The following is a 17,853-nucleotide window of genomic DNA, read 5'->3' as shown; positions in this document are numbered from 1 at the left end:
GTGAGAGATAGGGGTGGTGGTGAGAGGCCGTCGTCCCGGACTTGATCCGGGACCGCTGGCCGTGAACAGCCCACGTTTAGGCAGGGCGCTTTACTGCCCGCTCGCGCCTAAAGCGCTGCCAGCGGTCCCGGATCAAGTCCGGGACGACGTCTCCTCCCTCTTCATCCTCCCCCTTCACCCTCACCCCCTCCCTCACGACGTTTATTGCAACCGACCCTCCGCCTTTTGCAATGGTGCCGCCATCACCAGCGCTCATATTGGAACCATGACCACGCTCCCCGCAACGCTCCGCTCCTCCGCCTTGCCCGAACCGATCCGCGCGGCGATCTTCGACATGGACGGGACGCTGCTCGATACCGAGGCCGTGCACGGACGCGCTTTCGCGGCTACCGGCGAGGCCATGGGCTATCCGCTTCCGCTGGACCTGCGCGAAGCGGTGGTTGGCGTCCACCGCGACGGTTCGCGCCGCCTGATGGCTGAGCACATGGGCCCGGACTTCCCGCTCGACCGCTTCTTCGACGAAAGCGACCTGGCCTTTGCCGCCATGCTCGACGCCGGTATTCCGCTGCGGCCCGGCGCGGAAGTTATCCTGGAGCATTTCGCCAAGGCAGGCGTGCCGATGGCGATCGCCACGTCCTCCGAAGCGCCTTACGCCCAGCAGCGGCTGGAGAGGGCCGGATTGCTGCGCTATTTCGATGTCGTCGTCACCCGCAGCGATGTGCGCGAAGGCAAGCCGCATCCGGAACCCTATCTGCTCGCCGCCAGCCGTCTCGGAGTCGATCCGGCCGATTGCGTTGCGATCGAGGACAGCCCGGTGGGCGTGCGCTCGGCCACGGCAGCGGGGATCGCCACGGTCATGGTGCCCGACCTGCTGCCCGCCACCGAGGAACAGACGCTGGTCTGCGCGGAGATCCTGCCGAGCTTGCACGCGCTGCGCGATCTGCTGCTGACGCCTGCCGAGGGCTGATACCCCGAAAGTCGACACCCCGTCGTCCCGGACTTGATCCGGGACCGCTGACCGTGAACAGCCCACCCACGGAAGGGCGCTTTCCCGCCAGGTCGCGCCTAAAGAATTGCCAGCGGTCCCGGATCAGGTCCGGGACGACGAATTGCTCCGGGTATAGCTCTGCCCGACCGCTGGACCGCCATGCCGCGATCTGGCTACGGGCGAGCGGATGAGCATCATCGCCACCATCATGAATTCGACCACCGGCCAACCCATCCAGAAGATTACGTTCGGCCGCATGCCCAAGCCCTGGGCTAGCTTCAACCTCGCCAGCGGCGAACTCGTCACCGCCGACCGCGTCCATGTCGGCAAGCCCGCGCCCGGCAAGTTCGTGGCGCCGGTGGAGGTCTGGGTCACGCCGAAAGCCTGACCCGTAGCCTCAAGTCCTGTCCGGCTGCCTGTCGGCCTGATTATCGGGATGCGCCGCGACGAACGCCGGATGCTCCCGACAGGCCGCCTCGATCCGGGTAAGATGCGGATAGCCGTCGAGATCGCAGGAAAACCGCCGCGCATTGTAGAGCTGCGGCATCAGCACACATTCGAACAGGCCCGGCGCGTCGAACAGGTAGTCCCCTGCTTCACGCTCGGCCAACCGCGCCTCCACGCCCTCGAAAGTGCGGGCGATCCAGTGGCGATACCAGGCGTCCACTTCCGCCTGCGCATGGCCGAGATCGCGCTTCAGATACTGCAACACCGGCAGGTTGAGCGGCGCATGCAGCTCGGTGGCGATGGCCATGGCCAGTTCGCGCGAGGCGAAGCGATCCTCGACATCGCGGGGAAGCAGCGGCCGATCGGGAAAGCTCTCGTCGAGCCATTCCAGGATCGCCATCGACTGCGCGTAGACGCGCCCGTCGATCTCCAGCGCCGGGACACCGCCGTAGGGGTTTAGGCGGCGGTATTCCGCGGAGCGCTGCTCCCCGTCGAGCAGATTGACGGCAACCTGCTCGTATTCAAGTCCCTTGAGACCCAGCGCGATGCGCAAGCGGTAGCTCGTGGAGCTGCGCCAATAGCCATGGAGCTTCACGCCTTCAGGTCTCCGCCGCGATCTTCTCATGCAGCCATGCCGCGTGACGCGGAGCGCGCTTGGTGCGCGACCATTCTTCCAGCATGTCCTCGGCCACGGCCTTGAGCTGGGCCATCTGGCTGGAGGTGCCGAACTGCCAGGCCAGTTCCAGACGGTGGCCGTTGGGATCGAAGAAATAGATCGACTTGAACACGCCGTGATGAACCGGGCCGACCACCGACATCCCGCGCGCTTCGGCCCGCTCCTTCGCAGCCAGCAGGCCTTCCTCGCTCTCCACCTTGAAGGCGATGTGCTGAACCCAGGCGGGTGTGGCCTCGTCGCGGCCCATGTCGGGCGAGTTCGGCAGCTCGAAGAAGGCGAGCACGTTGCCGCCGCCGCAATCGAGGAAGACGTGCATGTAGGGATCGGGCGCGCCGGTGGAGGGCACCTTGTCCTCGGCGATGGCCAGCATGAAATCCATGCCCATCACCTCGCGGTAGAAGTCCACGGTCTCCTTCGCGTCGCGGCAGCGGTAGGCGACGTGGTGAATTCCGCCCAAAACAGGTGTCTTGTCAGTCATCGTCAATCTCCCGGAAATCGGGGGCAGACCTGCATGGGCCTGCCCCTCTCTCCCAACCTCGTTTATTCGGCAGGCTCGTCCACCTTCAACACCCCGCGACGGATCTGGTCGCGCTCCATGCTTTCGAACAGGGCCTTGAAGTTGCCGTTGCCGAAGCCGTCGTCGCCCTTGCGCTGGATGAATTCGAAGAACACCGGCCCTACCCGCGCTTCGGCGAAAATCTGGAGGAGCAGGCGGGGCTGCCCTTCCCCGGTTGTGCCGTCGAGCAGGATGCCACGCATCTTCAGTTCCTCGGCCGGTTCGCCGTGACCGGGAAGGCGCTCGTCGAGCATCTCGTAGTAGGTTTCCGGCGGCGCGGTCATGAACGGCACGCCAAGCGACTTGAGCCGGTCCCAGGCGCCGATCAGATCGTCGCAGATCAAGGCGATATGCTGGATGCCCTCGCCGTTGAAAGCGCGCAGGAACTCGTCGATCTGGCCTTTTCCGCCTTCGGCTTCCTCGTTGAGCGGGATGCGGATCTTGCCGTCCGGCGCGGTCAGCGCCTTGGAGGTGAGGCCGGTATATTCGCCCTTGATGTCGAAGTAGCGGATCTCGCGGAAGTTGAAGAGCTTCTCGTAATAATCCGCCCAATAGGCCATGCGGCCGCCGTAGACGTTGTGGGTCAGGTGGTCGATCAGGTCGAAGCCCGCGCCCACGGGATGGCGATCGACGCCGGGCAGATAGTCGAAATCGATGTCGTAGATCGACAGGGCGCCGTCTCCCCGCCCGTTCTCATCGGCCCGCTCGTAACGGTCGATCAGGTAGATGATCGAGTTGCCGATGCCGCGAATGCCCGGAAGGTGCAGCTCCATCGGGCCGGTCGCGACTTGTACCGGCTCGGCCGACCGGGCGAGCAGTTCGGCATAGGCGGCACGCGCGTCGCGCACGCGGAAACCCATGCCGCAGGCGGAGGGGCCATGCTCGCGGCTGAAGAACCAGGCCGGGCTGTGCGGCTCGTAGTTGGTGATGAAGTTGATGCCGCCCTGGCGCCAGAGTTCCACGTCCTTCGAGCGGTGACGGGCGACCTTCGTGAAGCCCATGGCTTCGAACACCGGCTCCAGCACGCCCTTTTCCGGCGCCGAAAACTCGACGAACTCGAAGCCGTCGAGTCCGATGGGGTTGTCGAAAAGGTCGGTCATGAAGTCAGTTCTCCGAAAGGTGTTTCGCCGGGAAGCGTCTCTCCGGCGGGAATGGGCGGCGCCGTGCGCCAGGTTTCGTAGACGGGGCCGAAATCCAGCCCGACAAGATCCTCGATCAGCTGGGGCAGGCTTTCGAGGACGAAATAGGTCTTCTGGAAGGAGTCGATCATGTACCCCGTGCGCATGACGCGGACGGAGTCGAAGGGCAGACGCAGCACCTCGGCATCCTCGATCGAGTAGCGCGTCTCGCTGGCGGAGGAGATGATACCGGCGCCGAAGACCTTCAGCGTGCCTTCCTCCCGCACCAGTCCGAACTCGATGGTGTACCAGTAGATCCGCGCCAGCATGTCGAGCGCGTCCATCGCCATGGCCCTTGCCCCGGCCTGGCCGTAAAGCTCCAGGAAATCGGCGATGGTCGGGTCGAGCAGCATCGGCACATGGCCGAAGAAATCGTGGAACACGTCCGGCTCGACAAGATAGTCCAGCTCATGCTCCTCGCGCAACCAGCGCGTCACCGGGAAGCGACGATGGGCGAGATGGTCGAAGAACACGGCATCGGGGATGAAGCCCGGCACCCCGACCAGCCGCCACCCGGTCGCCGGGCCCAGGATCGCATTGGCATCCTCGAACCGGGGTATGCCCTGCGCGCAGTCCAGCCGCGCCAGGCCCTGGCGGAATGCCGCGCAGGCATGGGTTTCCACCAGCGCCGATTGCCGCGCATAGAGGCGGCGCCAGCGCGCGTGCATCTCCGGGGTATAGGCATCCCAGTCCTGCGCGACCGTGTAGTCGTCGGCAGCCAGTTCATACTCTCCCCGAAGCTCGCTCTTGGATGTCTCGGTCGAGGGCTTCTTCATTCGGGAGAGATTATCACAGCTTCGGTGGCAGATTCGTGCGATTGCACGCGCTGCACGGCGATGTATGAGTGGTTTCAACCAGGAAATACTACTCAAGCAGGTGATTCATGCAGCTCGATCTGTTCGACCGGAAGATCATCGCCGCCTTGCAGGAAGATGCGCGCATGCCCGTGGCGCAAGTCGCGGAGCGCACCGCGCTTTCCGCTACCCCGGTGAGCCGCCGCATCAAGCGGCTGGAAGATGACGCGGTGATCCTGGGCTATGCGCCGGTACTCGACCCGCGCAAGCTGGGCTTCGAACTGGAAGCCTATGTGCTCATCAACCTCAACGCCCATATCGACGAGAACATCACCCGCTTCGAACAGGCCATCCGCGACAACCCCTACGTCATCGCCTGCCATGCTGTGACGGGGGACATGGACTACATCGTCCACATCATCGCGCGGGACGTGGAGCATCTTTCGCAGATCACGCTGAAGACGCTGGTGCGCATCCCCGGCGTTCGCGATGTGAAGTCGAGCATCGTGCTGGAAGCGATCAAGGAACAGCGCGCCCTGCCGCTGGAATAGGGCGCAGGCTGCCCGCCCAAACACGAACGTCATCCTGAACTTGTTTCAGGATCCAACTCGCCGCCGACACCGCCGGTCTTTGGGAGAAATGGATCCTGAAACGAGTTCAGGATGACGTTGGTTTTTCAGCAAAGGTGGCGCCGAAAGCGCGGGAATACGGGGTGCAGGGGTGGTAAACCCCTGCTCTCCCCTTCTCGTCACCGCCCGAGCAGGTTCCGCGCCTGGCTGGCGATCTGCGCGAGCATCGCCGGGCTCAGCGGCGCGGTGTTCTCCGCGCGCTGGACCATGGAGCGGAAAGTCTGGATCGCGGCGATGTTCGCCCGGCCCCATTCCTCCGCAGCCGCAGCCGGGTCGGACTTGCCCGCCTTCGTCCCCGCGAGACGCCGCAGGAAGTCCAGCCGCATCTGCTGGAAGTCGCGCGCAAGGCCGGCGACGAGCAGGCGCTCCCAAGGATCGGAGGGGTTCATGATCGTCGCGCTGGCCTGAGCCCAATCGAGTCCGAGACCGGCGCCGATGCGGGTGAAGGCGCCCACCAACTGGCGCGGATCGATCCCCGTATCGGCCGCGAGCGCGGCGATGCCCACGGCGCCGTCGAGGTCGTAGAGATTGGCAACCATGCCCGCCTCGGCCTCGGGCGCGCCGAATTCGAGCAGCCCGCTGCGCAGCTTGCGCGAGTGCGCGGCGATGCGCTCGCCCAGCAGTTCATGGGTGTCGACCGAAAGCGCCGCCACCGGCTTGCCGATGCGCGCGAGCACTTCGGACGGCGCCGACTGTCCGGCGCCGGCGCGCAGCAGGTCGGCCATGTGCCCGCGCACGACGCCCGCCGTGCGGTCGAACAGCGCGATGCGCGCATCCTCGCTCATGGGCGCGACCTCGAGCCGCTCCCACAGCGCGTCGAGATCGAACAGCTGCACGGCCAGCGCGAAGGCCGACGCCACATGCGCCAGGTCCGCGCCTTCTTCCTCGGCCAGTTCGAAGGGATGGACGATGCCGAGGCGGTTGACGATGCGGTTGGCCAGCTTGGTGGCGATGATCTCGCCCGCCAGACGGTGCCCTTCGATGAAGCGGGCGTATTTCGCCTGCATCGGCTGCGGGAAGGCCGCGAGCAGCATCGGCTGGAGCGTGGCGTCGGTGGCGAGATCGGATGCCTCGATCGCGGCCTGGAGCACCAGCTTGCCGCTGGACAGCAGCACCGCCAGTTCAGGGCGCGTCAATCCGCGTCCGTCCTGCGCCCGGCGTCCCAGCGATTCGTTGTCGGCCAGGCCTTCGGTCTTGCGGTCGAGGTTGCCGCCTTCCTCCAGCGTCTCGATCAGGCGGACATGAGAAGGCATGGCCGCCGCGCCGCCACGCTCGGCGATGGAAAGCGCCAGGGCCTGGAGGCGGTTGTCCTCGAGCACCAGTTCGGCCACTTCATCGGTCATCTCGCGCAGCAGCTCGACGCGCTCATCCTCGCTGAGCCGGTCGGCGCGCTTGGCGGCGGCCAGCGCGATCTTGATGTTGACCTCGTTGTCCGAGCAGTCGACGCCCGCGGAGTTATCGATAAAGTCGGTGTTGATGCGCCCGCCCTTGGACGCGAACTCGATGCGCGCGGCCTGGGTGACACCAAGGTTGGCGCCTTCCCCGATGACGCGGACCCGCAGCTCGTTGGCGCTGACGCGCAAGGCGTCATTGGCCGGATCGCCCACGGTCGCGTTGTTTTCGGCCGAAGACTTCACGTAAGTGCCGATGCCGCCGAACCAGAGCAGGTCCACGGGCGCCCAGAGGATCGCGGAGATCAGCGATTCCGGGTCCAGCTCGGTCGCCTCGATGCCGAGCGCGGCGCGCACTTCTTCGGTCAGCGCGATCGACTTGGACTTGCGCGAGAACACGCCGCCGCCCTGCGAGATCAGGCTCTTGTCGTAGTCGTCCCAGCTCGAATGCGGCAGGTCGAACATGCGCTTGCGCTCGGCCCAACCCTTCGCGGCGTCGGGATCGGGATCGAGGAAGATGTGGCGGTGGTCGAAGGCGGCCACCAGCTTCAGCGACTTCGAGAGCAGCATGCCGTTGCCGAACACGTCGCCCGACATGTCGCCGCAGCCGATCACGCGGACCGGGTCATTCTGCACGTCCACGCCCATTTCCAGGAAATGGCGTTGCACCGAAAGCCAGGCGCCGCGCGCGGTGATGCCCATGGCCTTGTGGTCGTAGCCGTTGGAACCGCCGCTGGCGAAAGCGTCGTCCAGCCAGAAGTCGCGCGATTCGGCGATGCCGTTGGCGACGTCGGAGAACTTGGCCGTGCCCTTGTCCGCCGCGACCACGAAGTAGGGGTCTTCGCCGTCCAGGATCACCACCGCATCAGGGTGTACCACCTTGTCGGCCACGATGTTGTCGGTGATCGACAGCAGCGTGCCGATGAAGATCTCGTAGCTCGCCTGCCCCTCGGCGGCCCAGCCCGCACGGTCGAGCGCGGGGTCGGGAAGCTGCTTGGGGTAGAAGCCGCCCTTGGCCCCGGTCGGCACGATCACCGCGTTCTTCACGCGCTGCGCCTTCATCAGGCCCAGAATCTCGGTGCGATAGTCGTCGCGGCGGTCGGACCAGCGCAGGCCGCCGCGCGCGACTGGCCCCGCGCGCAAGTGGATGCCTTCCACGCGGCGCGAATAGACGAAGATCTCGCGCCAGGGCAGCGGCTTGGGCAGGCCGGGCACGAGCGCCGAATCGAACTTGAAGGCCAGCGCCGTCTCGCCAGCGGGCGCGAAGGCGTTGGCGCGCAGCATCGCCGTCACCACGTCGCGGAAGGCGCGCAGCACGCGGTCGTCGTTGATCGCGCTGACCTCGGCCAGACCGGCGCGGATCGCTTCCTGTGCCTGCGCCTTGGCCTCTGCGCGGTCGCCCTTGAAGGCGGGATCGTGGATGGCCCGGAACAGATCGACGATGCCCAGCGTAACCGCCGGCGCGCCGAGCAGGGCATCGACCACGGTGCCGATGCCGAAGTGCATGCCCGCCTGGCGCAAGTAGCGATACCAGGCGCGCAGCCAGTTCGCCTCGCGCTTGGAAAGGCCGAGGCCGGGGACGAGGCGGTTGAAGGGATCGTTCTCGCCCTGGTTGTTGAGCACGCCGGCCAGTGCGTCCTCGATCATCGGCGCCAGCTTCAGCACTTCACGCGCGTCGCCGCCGGTGGGCAGGGCCAGAGTGAAATCGTGGATCGTGCCGATGCGGCCCTTGTCCAGCGCGGTCGGCATTTCCGCGAGCACGCGGAAGCCGAAGTTCTCCAGCGCGGGGACGGCGTCGGAAAGCGGCAGGCTGCCTTCGGCCTGGTAGATCTTGAGGTGAAGCTGATGAGCCTCGCCGGAATCGTTCCGATAGAGCCGCACGCCGCGGCTGCCGCGCGCTTCGGTGCCGGCGTCGCCCACGACCAGGCCGCGCATATGCGCGATGTCGATCGCAGCCTCGGCCGGGCCGGAGTCGCTGCGGTAGGAGATCGGGAAGGCTTCGGCATAGCGCGTGGCGATGGCAGCGGCACGGCCCGGTTCGAGCGACTGCGCCAAGGCGGCCTCGACGGCCTCGCCCCAACCGCGCAGCATGACCTGCAAGCGGTGGTCGAGCGCTTCCTCGTCGAGAGCCTGCGCGCCGTCGCGGATGTCGAGCGTGTAGCGCAGCATCGCAAGGTTGCCTGCCTCGACGCTGAGCGACCAGTCGAGGGTGGGCGCCTGCGCGGCTTCCTCGATCATGGTCTGGATACGCTTGCGCATCTGGGTGGAGAGCGTATCGCGCGTGATCCACACGAAGGCGAAGAGGTGGCGCGACAGCGGCGAAGTGGTCACCACCAGGCGCGGGCGCGGCCGATCGACCAGTGCGGTCATCGTCGTGGCCAGACGCTCCACGTCGGCCTCGGTGAAACCGAGCACGAGGTCATGCGGCAGGCTGGTCATGGCATGGGCCAGCGCCTTGCCGGTGTGGCCGCCCGGATCGAAGCCGAGCTTTCCGGCAAGACCCGCGAGCAGCCGGCGAAGGCGGGGAACCCGGTCGGGCGCGACGGCCAGGGCGGCGCTCGTCCACATGCCGGCGTGCACCGACAGCGCGGATATCCTGCCGCCCTCGATCACGGGGACGAGGAACAGGTCGAGCGGAACCCGGCGATGGACGCGGGAAATGACGTTGGCCTTGATGACCATCGGCCCGCGTACCTGCCCGGCGGCAAGCTGGGCTTCGAAGGCTTCGAAAGCGCGCTCGTAGCTGGCGTCGGACAGCAGGTCGCGCGCGTCGCGCTTGCAGATGCCCAGCAGGTCGGCGTGGGTGCCGTCGCGGTGGCGGGTGACGTGGCCGAGCTGCGTCAGCATGCCGCCCGCGAACCAGCGCAGCAGATCGGCGCCTTCCACATCGTCGGTGCGGTCGGCGTCGGCGTCCATCGCCTCGACCATCCTGGGCCAGTCGGCCACGGCCACGCGCACATCGGCCAGCGTGGTTTCCAGCGCTGCCTGAAGATCGCGGCGCTGGCGCGCGTCGGCGCGGTCGGTTTCGATATAGATGATCGATTCGCGATGGGCCGTCGCGGCTGCGTCTTCAGGAAGGGCGATGATGTTGCCCGCCGCGTCGCGCTCGACGCGGATCACCGGGTGCGCCAGGCGGTCGATCACCAGACCCGCTTCGGCGATCACCGCAGCCACCGAGTCCACCAGGAACGGCATGTCGTCGTTGACGATGGCGATGCGCAGGTAGCGGCGCTCCTCGTTCACCGAAGCGATATCGATCACCGGCACGCCGGGCTCCCGATGCGCGGCAACATCGAGCACGACCGAAGCGGCCTCCTCAACCCAGGCCCCTTCGTCCGGCGCGTCACCGGGCAGCAGCGAATCGCGGATGCGCGCGACGATCGCCGGCTGCAGCGCCGAAACCTTCCGGTTCGGCTTGGAACGAGCCTTGGGGGCGGCGGTCAGATCGTCTGCGCTCATTGTATTCTCCCGCAAATCTACGGCAGGCAAGGCGTCGCAGGGCGCCTGCTGCCAGACGACGATATAGGCCCGGTCGAGCGATCCTGCATCCACCGCATGTCAAACCTTTCGGCCATGATCATGACGGCGGCGCGATCCGATACGACCGGCCTCTCATCGGCATCGCGAAGGTTGTAACGGCATTTCCCTGCCGCGCAACATTCGTTTAAATGTGCGAAATTGAATAATTTGCATCTTGAGGATGAGCCAGAAAAATCCTGCGCTCGCACGGGTTCTGCTCAGGCAAGGCGCGCCGTTGCACCGTCCAGATGGAGGCGTAGGAATGGCGCGAAAGTGCCCCCGAAGCGATCGCGACTGCGCGGCTTGGCACTCTCGTTCCCGGTGGGGCTGCCTCGATAGTCGATGAAGCTGGCAACTTGGAGGTCGGGCATGACCCACCAGCTATAGGCTTGCCACGGTGCCTCGACCGGATTGGCCAGGACCAGTCCATGGCCGTTCAGCAAGCGCCATGGCGCACCGATGCCGCCGGCAACGGCGCCGTAAAGGCCGGTCGGCGCGGTGATGCCCGGTGCGAAGACGCTCGCCTGGGTGGACCAGAACAGATAGCTCAGCCCGCGATGCCGCACGATATGCGGGCGTTCCAGCTCGTTGTTCAGGCCGGTTGCGTCGATCAGCGGGGGCAGTTCGACGAAGCCGCTTGCCTCTGTCTGCCGCGCAAGACCCACCACCCCGTTATGCGAGTTGCCGGAGGCGGCTGAGGACGCCGTGAACAGCAGAAAATCCTCGCCCCCGGTGCGGACCATGCAGGGGTCGCGGAATGCCTTGATGCTGCCTGCCCTGCCCTGCCCTTCGTGCCGCGTCATGTAGTGGACACCGGCAGGGGTGACGATCTCCTCCGGGTCCGACCATGGTCCGAAGGCTTGCTCGCCGTCGGACAAGGCCGCGCTGCTGGCGAAGAGGCGCTGCCGGAACGAGGGCGCCGCTTCGCCCCGCTCTCCGGCGACGGTGAAGCGCAAGGTCGCGATGCCGTGCTCGACCGTGGCCGACCCCGACCATTCGCGACTGCCCGGCGTGAACCCCTCCGCAAAGACCGGGCCAAGCGCCCTGAACCGTCCGTCCTTGCGATGGAAGTGGTGGATCCGGGCATGGTCGTGGCGCGCTTCGGGATCGGCAAAGGCCGGCGCGGCGAGCGCGAACCACAGTTCGCCGCTGCGCCAGCGCACCGGCTTGCCGTCGATGTCGGCCAGGGGCCAGGCGTCCCACACGTCAAGGTCGGGCGCCACCCGCCGCACGTCCTGCGCCGCGATGACGGGTGCCCGATCGACCGCCGCTCCGTGCAGAAGCGCCAGATCGGTAGCCGTCCAATGCAGCGTGGCGAGCTTCAGATCGGTTTCGGTCAAGCGCGCATACCTCTGCAATCAGGGGAGCCCGAAGCATCGGAAACGGGCAATGGATTGCAGGGTATCGGTCACATTTCGTCAATTCCGCAATTAAACCTAGGAAATCGCACCAGGAACCGGAAACGACGGCGAAGACGGTACATCGCCGGATTGAAGCGGGCCGGTTTCGGGGTAGAAACTTGGCACCCCTCATGGCGGAGGAGACCGAGATGATCCCCGGTGCAAGGCCCAGGCTGTCGTTGCTGCGCATCTGCGAAATGAACCTCGGCTTCTTCGGGTTGCAGTTCAGCTTCGGCCTGCAGCAGGCGAACATGAGCCCGATCTACCGCACGCTCGGCGCCTCCGAAGCCATGCTGCCGCTGCTCTGGCTGGCGGGGCCGATGACCGGCCTCATCGTCCAGCCTCTCGTCGGCGCGATGAGCGACCGCACGGGCGGGCGGCTCGGCCGAAGAACGCCCTATTTTCTGGCCGGCGCGGTGATCTGCTCGCTCTGCCTGCTGGCCATGCCCTATTCCCCCAGCTTGTGGGTGGCCGCATCGCTGCTCTGGCTGCTCGACGCCGGCAACAACGTCACCATGGAACCCTACCGCGCCTATGTGGCCGATCGCCTGCCCCCCGGACAGCGCGCGACCGGCTTCCTGACCCAGAGCGCCTTCACCGGGTTGGCGCAGACACTGTCCTACCTCGCGCCCTCGCTGCTGGCGGCAACGATCGACCGCGAACTTCTGGATGCCAACGGCATTCCGGCAATCGTCCGCGTGGCCTTCGCGATCGGCGCGGTGCTCTCGCTTTCGACGGTGGCCTGGTCGCTGCTGCGCGTACCGGAACTGCCGCTGTCGGAGCCGGAACGCGCGGCCATCGCCGCAAAGCCCCTCGCCCTGCGCCCGCTGGTGCGGGAAATCGGCGCGGCGCTGCGGACCATGCCCGAGCCGATGCGGCGGCTGGTGCCGTCGATGTTCTGCCAGTGGTTCGCGATGTTCGTCTATTGGCAGTTCGCCACGGACGCCCTCGCCCGTTCGCTGTTCGGCACCACCGATCCCGCGACTCCCGCCTACCGCGCCGCCGTGCTGGCGACGCAGCAGCTCGGCGCGCTCTACAACGCGATCGCCTTCGTGGCGGCACTGGGCCTGATTCCGATCGTCCACCGATTCGGCGCAGCATGGGTGCACCTGGCCTGCCTCGCCGCTTCCGGCTGCGCCATGCTACTGATTCCCCATACGAATTCGCTGGCCGCCACGGCGCCGCTGATGCTCGGACTGGGCCTCGGCTGGGCGGGAATGATGGGAAATCCCTATGCCATTCTTGTCGAGGCGATCCCTCCCGACCGCACCGGGGTCTACGTTGGCCTTTTCAATATTTTAATCGTGATCCCCATGTTGATCGAGACGGTGGCGATGCCGTTGATCTATAAATCGCTGCTCGCTTCCGATCCGCGCAATGCGCTGGTCCTGGCGGGTTTCCTCATGCTGGCCGGCGCGGGCGCGACGCTTCTTGTCGCTGGCCCGCGCAAGCCGCATCGCGGAACGCAGGAATTTCAAGCAGACCTCCCGCCCCCGCCACGGGATTCGAACTGATAGCTGGCCGGAAACAATGGAGATTGGATGGCGGGGAACGACGATCAGACGCTGGACATGGCTCTTGAAGGCGAGCCGGTATCGGACAGCGCGCGGCAACATGTTCGCACGTTGGCAGATCTGGCGCGGCTGGCCGGGGTTTCGGCGGGAACCGTTTCCCGCGCACTGGCCGGCAAGGCACTGGTCAATGCCGAGACGCGCGATCGCATCCAGGCACTCGCCCGGCACCACGGCTTCAAGCCCAACCAGATGGCCAGCAAGCTGCGTACCGGCCGCACCGGCGTCATCGGCGTGGTCATCCCGCTCGGCCACGAAAAGCGCCAGCACATCTCCGACCCGTTCTTCCTCACGCTGCTGGGCCATCTTGCCGACGAGCTGACGGAAAGCGGCTACGACGTCATGCTCAGCCGCGCCATTCCGGACGGCACTACCGACTGGCTGGAGCGGATCAGCGGATCCTGCATGGTCGATGGCGTGATCGTCATCGGCCAGTCCGATCAGTCCCACATCATCGAACGGGTGTCGCAAAGCTACCGGCCGATGGTGGCCTGGGGGCACTATCGCAGCGGCCAGAACCATTGCGTGGTCGGCACCGACAACGAACTGGGCGGTCGGATCGCGGTAGAGCACCTGCTGGCCTCGGGCGCCCGTAACATCGCCTTCCTCGGCCAGACCGGCGGTATCGAGATCGCAACGCGCTATCGCGGCGCGGCGGGCGCGGCAGAGGCGGCGGGCGCATCTTTCGTGCATCTTCCCGTCGAACTGGCCGACGAAGCCATGGGTCCGCAGATCGAGCGTGCCCTTGCCGATGCCGCGCTGCGGGTGGACGGGCCGATCGACGGCATCGTCGCCGCGTCCGACCTTATCGCCATGTCGGCCCTGCGCATCCTGCATGACCAGGGTCGCCCCGTGCCCGGACAGGTGCGGATCGTGGGCTTCGACGACCTGCCGCTCGCCGCGCAGACCACGCCGCCGCTCACCACCATCCGGCAGGAGATCGCCGAGGGCGCCCGCGCGCTGGTGGAAAAGCTCAAGGCCCGCATCGAAGGGCTGCCCACCCAGAGCCTGGTCATGCCGCCCCGGCTGGTCGTGCGACAGACCACGCGGGCCTGACCCCTCGATCCTTCCTCCTTGCTGCAAAAGCGCATTTTCCTTCCCGTCAGGTGTTTCCACCGGCACGGAAAATGCTCTAGGCAGAATCTCCCCGTCGCCGGAATCGGACGGCTGCATCGCGCGATGGGGATGACCAAGGATGAGGGGGTTTTTCAGTGATCCGGGACGTGAGCGGCGTGGCGGCATGCTGATCGGGATCGATCTGGGAACCACGAACAGTGCGGTTGCGATCTGGCGCGATGGCGAAGCCGTGCTCGTCCCCAATGCGCTGGGCGAACTGCTGACGCCTTCGGCCGTCTCCATCGCCCGGGACGGACAGGCCTGGATCGGCCGCCCCGCCCACGATCGCCTCGCCGCGCATCCGCAGGACAGCGCCGCCAGCTTCAAGCGACTGATGGGCACCGCCAGCAAGTCCCATCTCGGCGGCCGGGACTATGGGGCCGAGGACTTGTCCGCGCTGGTGCTTGGCGCCTTGGCCGGCGATGTAGAGGCCCTCACTGGAGAGCGGCCTACCGAGGCGGTTATCACCGTCCCCGCCTATTTCAACGACCGCCAGCGCAAGGCCACGCGCCGGGCCGGCGAACTGGCGGGCCTCACGGTGCGCCGCCTGATCAACGAACCCACCGCCGCCGCGCTCGCCTTCGGGCTTCAGGACAAGGGCGATCGCGAACCTTTCCTGGTGTTCGATCTCGGCGGCGGCACCTTCGACGTCTCGGTGGTCGAAATGTTCGACGGCGTGGTCGAAGTCCGCGCTTCGGCGGGCGACAACCGGCTGGGCGGGGATGATTTCGACCAGGCCCTGGCCGCCATGGCCAAGCCGCGCCTCGATCCCGCCGGCCGGCTGGAAGCCCTGCCCGCCGCACGGCGCGAAGCCCTGCTGAAGCGTGCCGCGGAGACTTGCCGACACGCGCTGAGCGCGGCGGGAGAGGCCGAGTTCGCCGTCGTTCTGGGAGAGGAACGCCTCGCCGTCACCGTCACCGAGGCCGAGTTCGAGGCGGCCTGCGAACCGCTGCTGCGCCGCCTGCGCGAGCCGGTGGCACGCGCCTTGCGGGATTGCGCGATCGATGCCTCCGAACTCTCCGAGATCGTGCTGGTCGGCGGAGCCACCCGGATGCCGGTGGTACGGCGGGCGATTACCCGCCTCTTCGGCCGATTTCCCAATGCCTCGGTCCATCCGGACCACGCCGTGGCCTTGGGCGCCGCCATGCAGGCCGCACTGGTCGGCCGGGATGCCGCGCTCGAAGAGATCCGGATCACCGATGTCTGCCCCTTCACGCTGGGCGTCGAAGTAGCCGAACAGGACAGCTTCGGCGGCCTCCAGCGCGGGCTGTTCTCGCCCGTGATCGAGCGCAACACGCCGGTCCCCGTCTCGCGGATGAACACCTATTCGACGCTGGGCAACAACCAGAAGACGCTGGAATTCGGGATCTACCAGGGCGAGGCCCGCGAAGTGCGCGGCAACGTGAAGCTGGGCCATATCGCCATCCCCGTGCCGCCGCGCCCTGCGGGCGAAGTCTCGGCGCAAGTGCGGTTTTCCTACGACAGTTCCGGCCTGCTGGAGATCGACGTCCATGTTCCGGCCAGCGGTGCGGAACGCAATCTCGTCATCGTCGATGAGGAAGATCGCCCCGGCCGCAAGGAACTGGACAGCCGCCGCGCCGCGCTGGCCAAGCTCAAGTTCCATCCGCGCGAGGACGCCGGCAACGTCGCCCTGATGACGCGGGCGGAACGCTGCTACGAAGACCATATCGGGGACGTCAGGCAGGCGATCGGCAACTGGATCACGCTGTTCGCCGGCGCGCTCGACACGCAGGATCCACGCCGGATCGCCGATGCCCGCAACCTGCTGCTTGCCCGGCTGGACGAAGTGGAAAGCATCAGCCCGCTATGAGCCCGCCCTGGTCGATCCTGGGCATCGGCGCGACCGCCGATGCCGCCGCCATTCGCAAGGCCTATGCCGCGCGGCTCAAGGCCATGGACGTCGATGGCGACGTCGAGGGTTACGCAAGGCTGCGCCAGGCACGCGACCATGCCTTGCGGCTTGCCCGCAACATGGCCGCCGCTGCCCACGATCCGGAGGAGCCCGAGGACGGCACTGAAGAGCCCGAATTCGGCCCTTCGCCCGAGGCGCCGCCGCGCTGGATCTATGCCGCGCCGGAATTGCGCGGCGAATGGAGCGGCGCGAACCTCACCGCGCGCCCGGCGGAACCAGACCAGCCCGCCATGCTGGAACGCATGGCCTGGGCAGCGGCCGCCGCGCGCGAAGGCGTGAGCGGGGCCGGCATTCCGCTCACCACGATCGATCCCTTCACCGCGCCGTTCCTGCGCGGCAATCACGCCGCCGACGAGGCGCTGGGCCTGCGCCCCGGAGAAAGCCCGGCGGAACGGCTGGCCATCCTCCTCGATCCGGAAAGCGCCGAGGCCGCCGAGCCGCTCTCCGAGGCCGAGGCGCGCCAGGCCCTGCGCGCCCTGCGTAAGATCCTCGACGACGCTGCCCAAGCCCAGATCACCCGCGCCCAGCAGATCGAGGACTGGCTGGCCGAAGTCCTTGCACGAGGCTGGCCGCGATCGGCACCCCTGCTGGAAGACGCCAACGCCGCCTTCGGCTGGGAGCGCGAATGGGCGGCGCACGATGCCCGCCCCGGCGTCGCCTTCCTGGGCGCAAGGCTTCGCGGCTATCGCTTCCAGCAGAACGTGCTCCGGCCCGGCCACCGCTATCACAAGGCATGGAACGAGTTGGTCCGTCCCGGCGAGGCCGGCCCGCTGCGGATGGTGCGCGGCCCCTCGCAAGGCGATGTGGAGGGCCTGCTGCGCGGCATCCGCAACAATTTCCCCGAACTGGAAACCCATTTCGCGCCGGAGCGCGTCGCTTCATGGGAGCGCAGCAATCCGCTGGCACCGGGCCTGCTCGTGCTCCTCGGCCTGGTCGTGCTGGGCGTGGTGCTGATGCTGGCGGCCGGTCCTTCCGGCAAGACCTCGCTGGAGCACGACACCTGGAACGCGATGCAGGCCGCCGTGCCCGAAGCGTTCGGGGAGGGCCACGATTCCTCCTGGCTCTGGGACAAGCAGCCCGAACTGGCCGGCCTGTTGAACGCCCAGGCCCGCAATCTCCTGGAGAACGGGCAGGATCAGGACGCCGTCGTCCGCAAGGCGGTGGAGATCGTACGCGGTCGCAGCTTCCTCAACGGTCGGGAACTCTCGGACGGCGATCTGGATGCGGCGATGCGCCTGCGCCTGTCGCAACTGAACGCGGCCCGCCTGCAGAGCGATGCGGCCTGCATCCACGTGCGCAACACCGGGGTGCTCGATGGCACCATCCCGGTTGCGGACGACTTGCGGGAGCGGGAACGCGCTTTCGCTACGCGCCTTGCCGAAGCCGGAAAGTTGGGCAAACCGCAGGGCCATGGCGAGCGCTCGGCCCTGGTGCCGGCCGGACTGATCGATCAGGTGGTGCATGCCACCCGGCTCAAGCGCGAAGTCGTGAAACAGGCGATGTCGGGTAAGGGCGACGATGCCGCCGGCTGCGCGGTGACGATCGCATTGCTGGACCGCACCCTCGCCTGGAACGGCGAGAACCGCCGCGAGATATTGATGACGCTTTGACGATCTTACGCGGAAGCTTCTCGTTTCCCGCCTCGTCATCCTGAA

The 17,853-nt window shown here is 66.9% G+C and carries 13 protein-coding genes; 7 read left to right on the top strand and 6 right to left on the bottom strand.

Annotated features, from left to right (window positions below):
- Positions 1-265: 265 nt before the first annotated feature.
- Together ACI3K3_RS01560 and ACI3K3_RS01555 are read left to right on the top strand one after the other, a co-directional pair.
- Positions 266-967, top strand: coding sequence for an HAD family hydrolase (locus ACI3K3_RS01560; protein WP_404911615.1), 702 nt, complete (start codon positions 266-268; stop codon positions 965-967).
- A gap of 208 nt (positions 968-1,175) precedes the next feature.
- Positions 1,176-1,376 (top strand): hypothetical protein, encoded by a 201-nt coding sequence (locus ACI3K3_RS01555; RefSeq protein WP_404911614.1) that lies wholly within the window; start codon positions 1,176-1,178, stop codon positions 1,374-1,376.
- 9 nt (positions 1,377-1,385) lie between these two features.
- Here the strand turns inward: ACI3K3_RS01555 and maiA are convergent, their stop codons facing one another.
- The 4 genes from maiA to phhA form a co-directional block, all read right to left on the bottom strand.
- The gene (gene maiA, locus ACI3K3_RS01550) at positions 1,386-2,030 is read right to left on the bottom strand and encodes a maleylacetoacetate isomerase (protein ID WP_404911613.1); all 645 of its coding nucleotides are present in this window, start codon (positions 2,028-2,030) and stop codon (positions 1,386-1,388) included.
- A 4-nt stretch (positions 2,031-2,034) separates the two neighbouring features.
- Entirely contained in the window at positions 2,035-2,589 is a 555-nt protein-coding gene (locus ACI3K3_RS01545) for a VOC family protein (protein ID WP_404911612.1), read from the bottom strand.
- Between the two features lie 62 nt (positions 2,590-2,651).
- A complete protein-coding gene (gene hppD / locus ACI3K3_RS01540) occupies positions 2,652-3,767 on the bottom strand; it encodes a 4-hydroxyphenylpyruvate dioxygenase (RefSeq protein ID WP_404911611.1) in 1,116 nt (371 codons plus the stop codon).
- A complete protein-coding gene (gene phhA / locus ACI3K3_RS01535; protein WP_404911610.1) occupies positions 3,764-4,621 on the bottom strand; it encodes a phenylalanine 4-monooxygenase in 858 nt (285 codons plus the stop codon). Before phhA ends, hppD begins: the two co-directional genes overlap by 4 nt.
- A 107-nt stretch (positions 4,622-4,728) precedes the next feature.
- On the opposite strand from phhA, the gene ACI3K3_RS01530 reads away from it, so the two are divergent.
- A complete protein-coding gene (locus ACI3K3_RS01530; protein WP_404911609.1) occupies positions 4,729-5,190 on the top strand; it encodes an Lrp/AsnC family transcriptional regulator in 462 nt (153 codons plus the stop codon).
- 197 nt (positions 5,191-5,387) lie between these two features.
- Here the strand turns inward: ACI3K3_RS01530 and ACI3K3_RS01525 are convergent, their stop codons facing one another.
- Both ACI3K3_RS01525 and ACI3K3_RS01520 read right to left on the bottom strand, forming a co-directional pair.
- On the bottom strand, positions 5,388-10,118 hold the full coding sequence (locus ACI3K3_RS01525; protein ID WP_404911608.1) for an NAD-glutamate dehydrogenase: 4,731 nt from the start codon (positions 10,116-10,118) through the stop codon (positions 5,388-5,390).
- A 278-nt stretch (positions 10,119-10,396) separates the two neighbouring features.
- Entirely contained in the window at positions 10,397-11,518 is a 1,122-nt protein-coding gene (locus ACI3K3_RS01520; protein WP_404911607.1) for a glycoside hydrolase family 68 protein, read from the bottom strand.
- Between the two features lie 209 nt (positions 11,519-11,727).
- On the opposite strand from ACI3K3_RS01520, the gene ACI3K3_RS01515 reads away from it, so the two are divergent.
- The 4 genes from ACI3K3_RS01515 to ACI3K3_RS01500 all read left to right on the top strand — a co-directional run bounded on the left by ACI3K3_RS01515 (position 11,728) and on the right by ACI3K3_RS01500 (position 17,808).
- Positions 11,728-13,092: an MFS transporter gene (locus ACI3K3_RS01515; protein WP_404911606.1), complete on the top strand. Its 1,365-nt coding sequence runs from the start codon at positions 11,728-11,730 to the stop codon at positions 13,090-13,092.
- A gap of 57 nt (positions 13,093-13,149) precedes the next feature.
- Positions 13,150-14,205: a LacI family DNA-binding transcriptional regulator gene (locus tag ACI3K3_RS01510; RefSeq protein ID WP_404911789.1), complete on the top strand. Its 1,056-nt coding sequence runs from the start codon at positions 13,150-13,152 to the stop codon at positions 14,203-14,205.
- Positions 14,206-14,344: 139 nt separating this feature from the next.
- The gene (locus ACI3K3_RS01505) at positions 14,345-16,096 is read left to right on the top strand and encodes an Hsp70 family protein (protein WP_404911605.1); all 1,752 of its coding nucleotides are present in this window, start codon (positions 14,345-14,347) and stop codon (positions 16,094-16,096) included.
- On the top strand, positions 16,093-17,808 hold the full coding sequence (locus ACI3K3_RS01500) for a hypothetical protein (protein ID WP_404911604.1): 1,716 nt from the start codon (positions 16,093-16,095) through the stop codon (positions 17,806-17,808). The genes ACI3K3_RS01505 and ACI3K3_RS01500 overlap by 4 nt, the downstream gene beginning before the upstream one ends.
- Positions 17,809-17,853 lie beyond the last annotated feature (45 nt).

Origin of the sequence: Novosphingobium sp. ZW T3_23 (genome assembly GCF_044987305.1) — a bacterium.
In the GTDB taxonomy this organism is placed as follows: Bacteria; Pseudomonadota; Alphaproteobacteria; order Sphingomonadales; family Sphingomonadaceae; genus Novosphingobium.
Note: the sequence above shows the minus strand (reverse complement) of the source record. Positions and strands in the feature narration are given on the sequence as shown.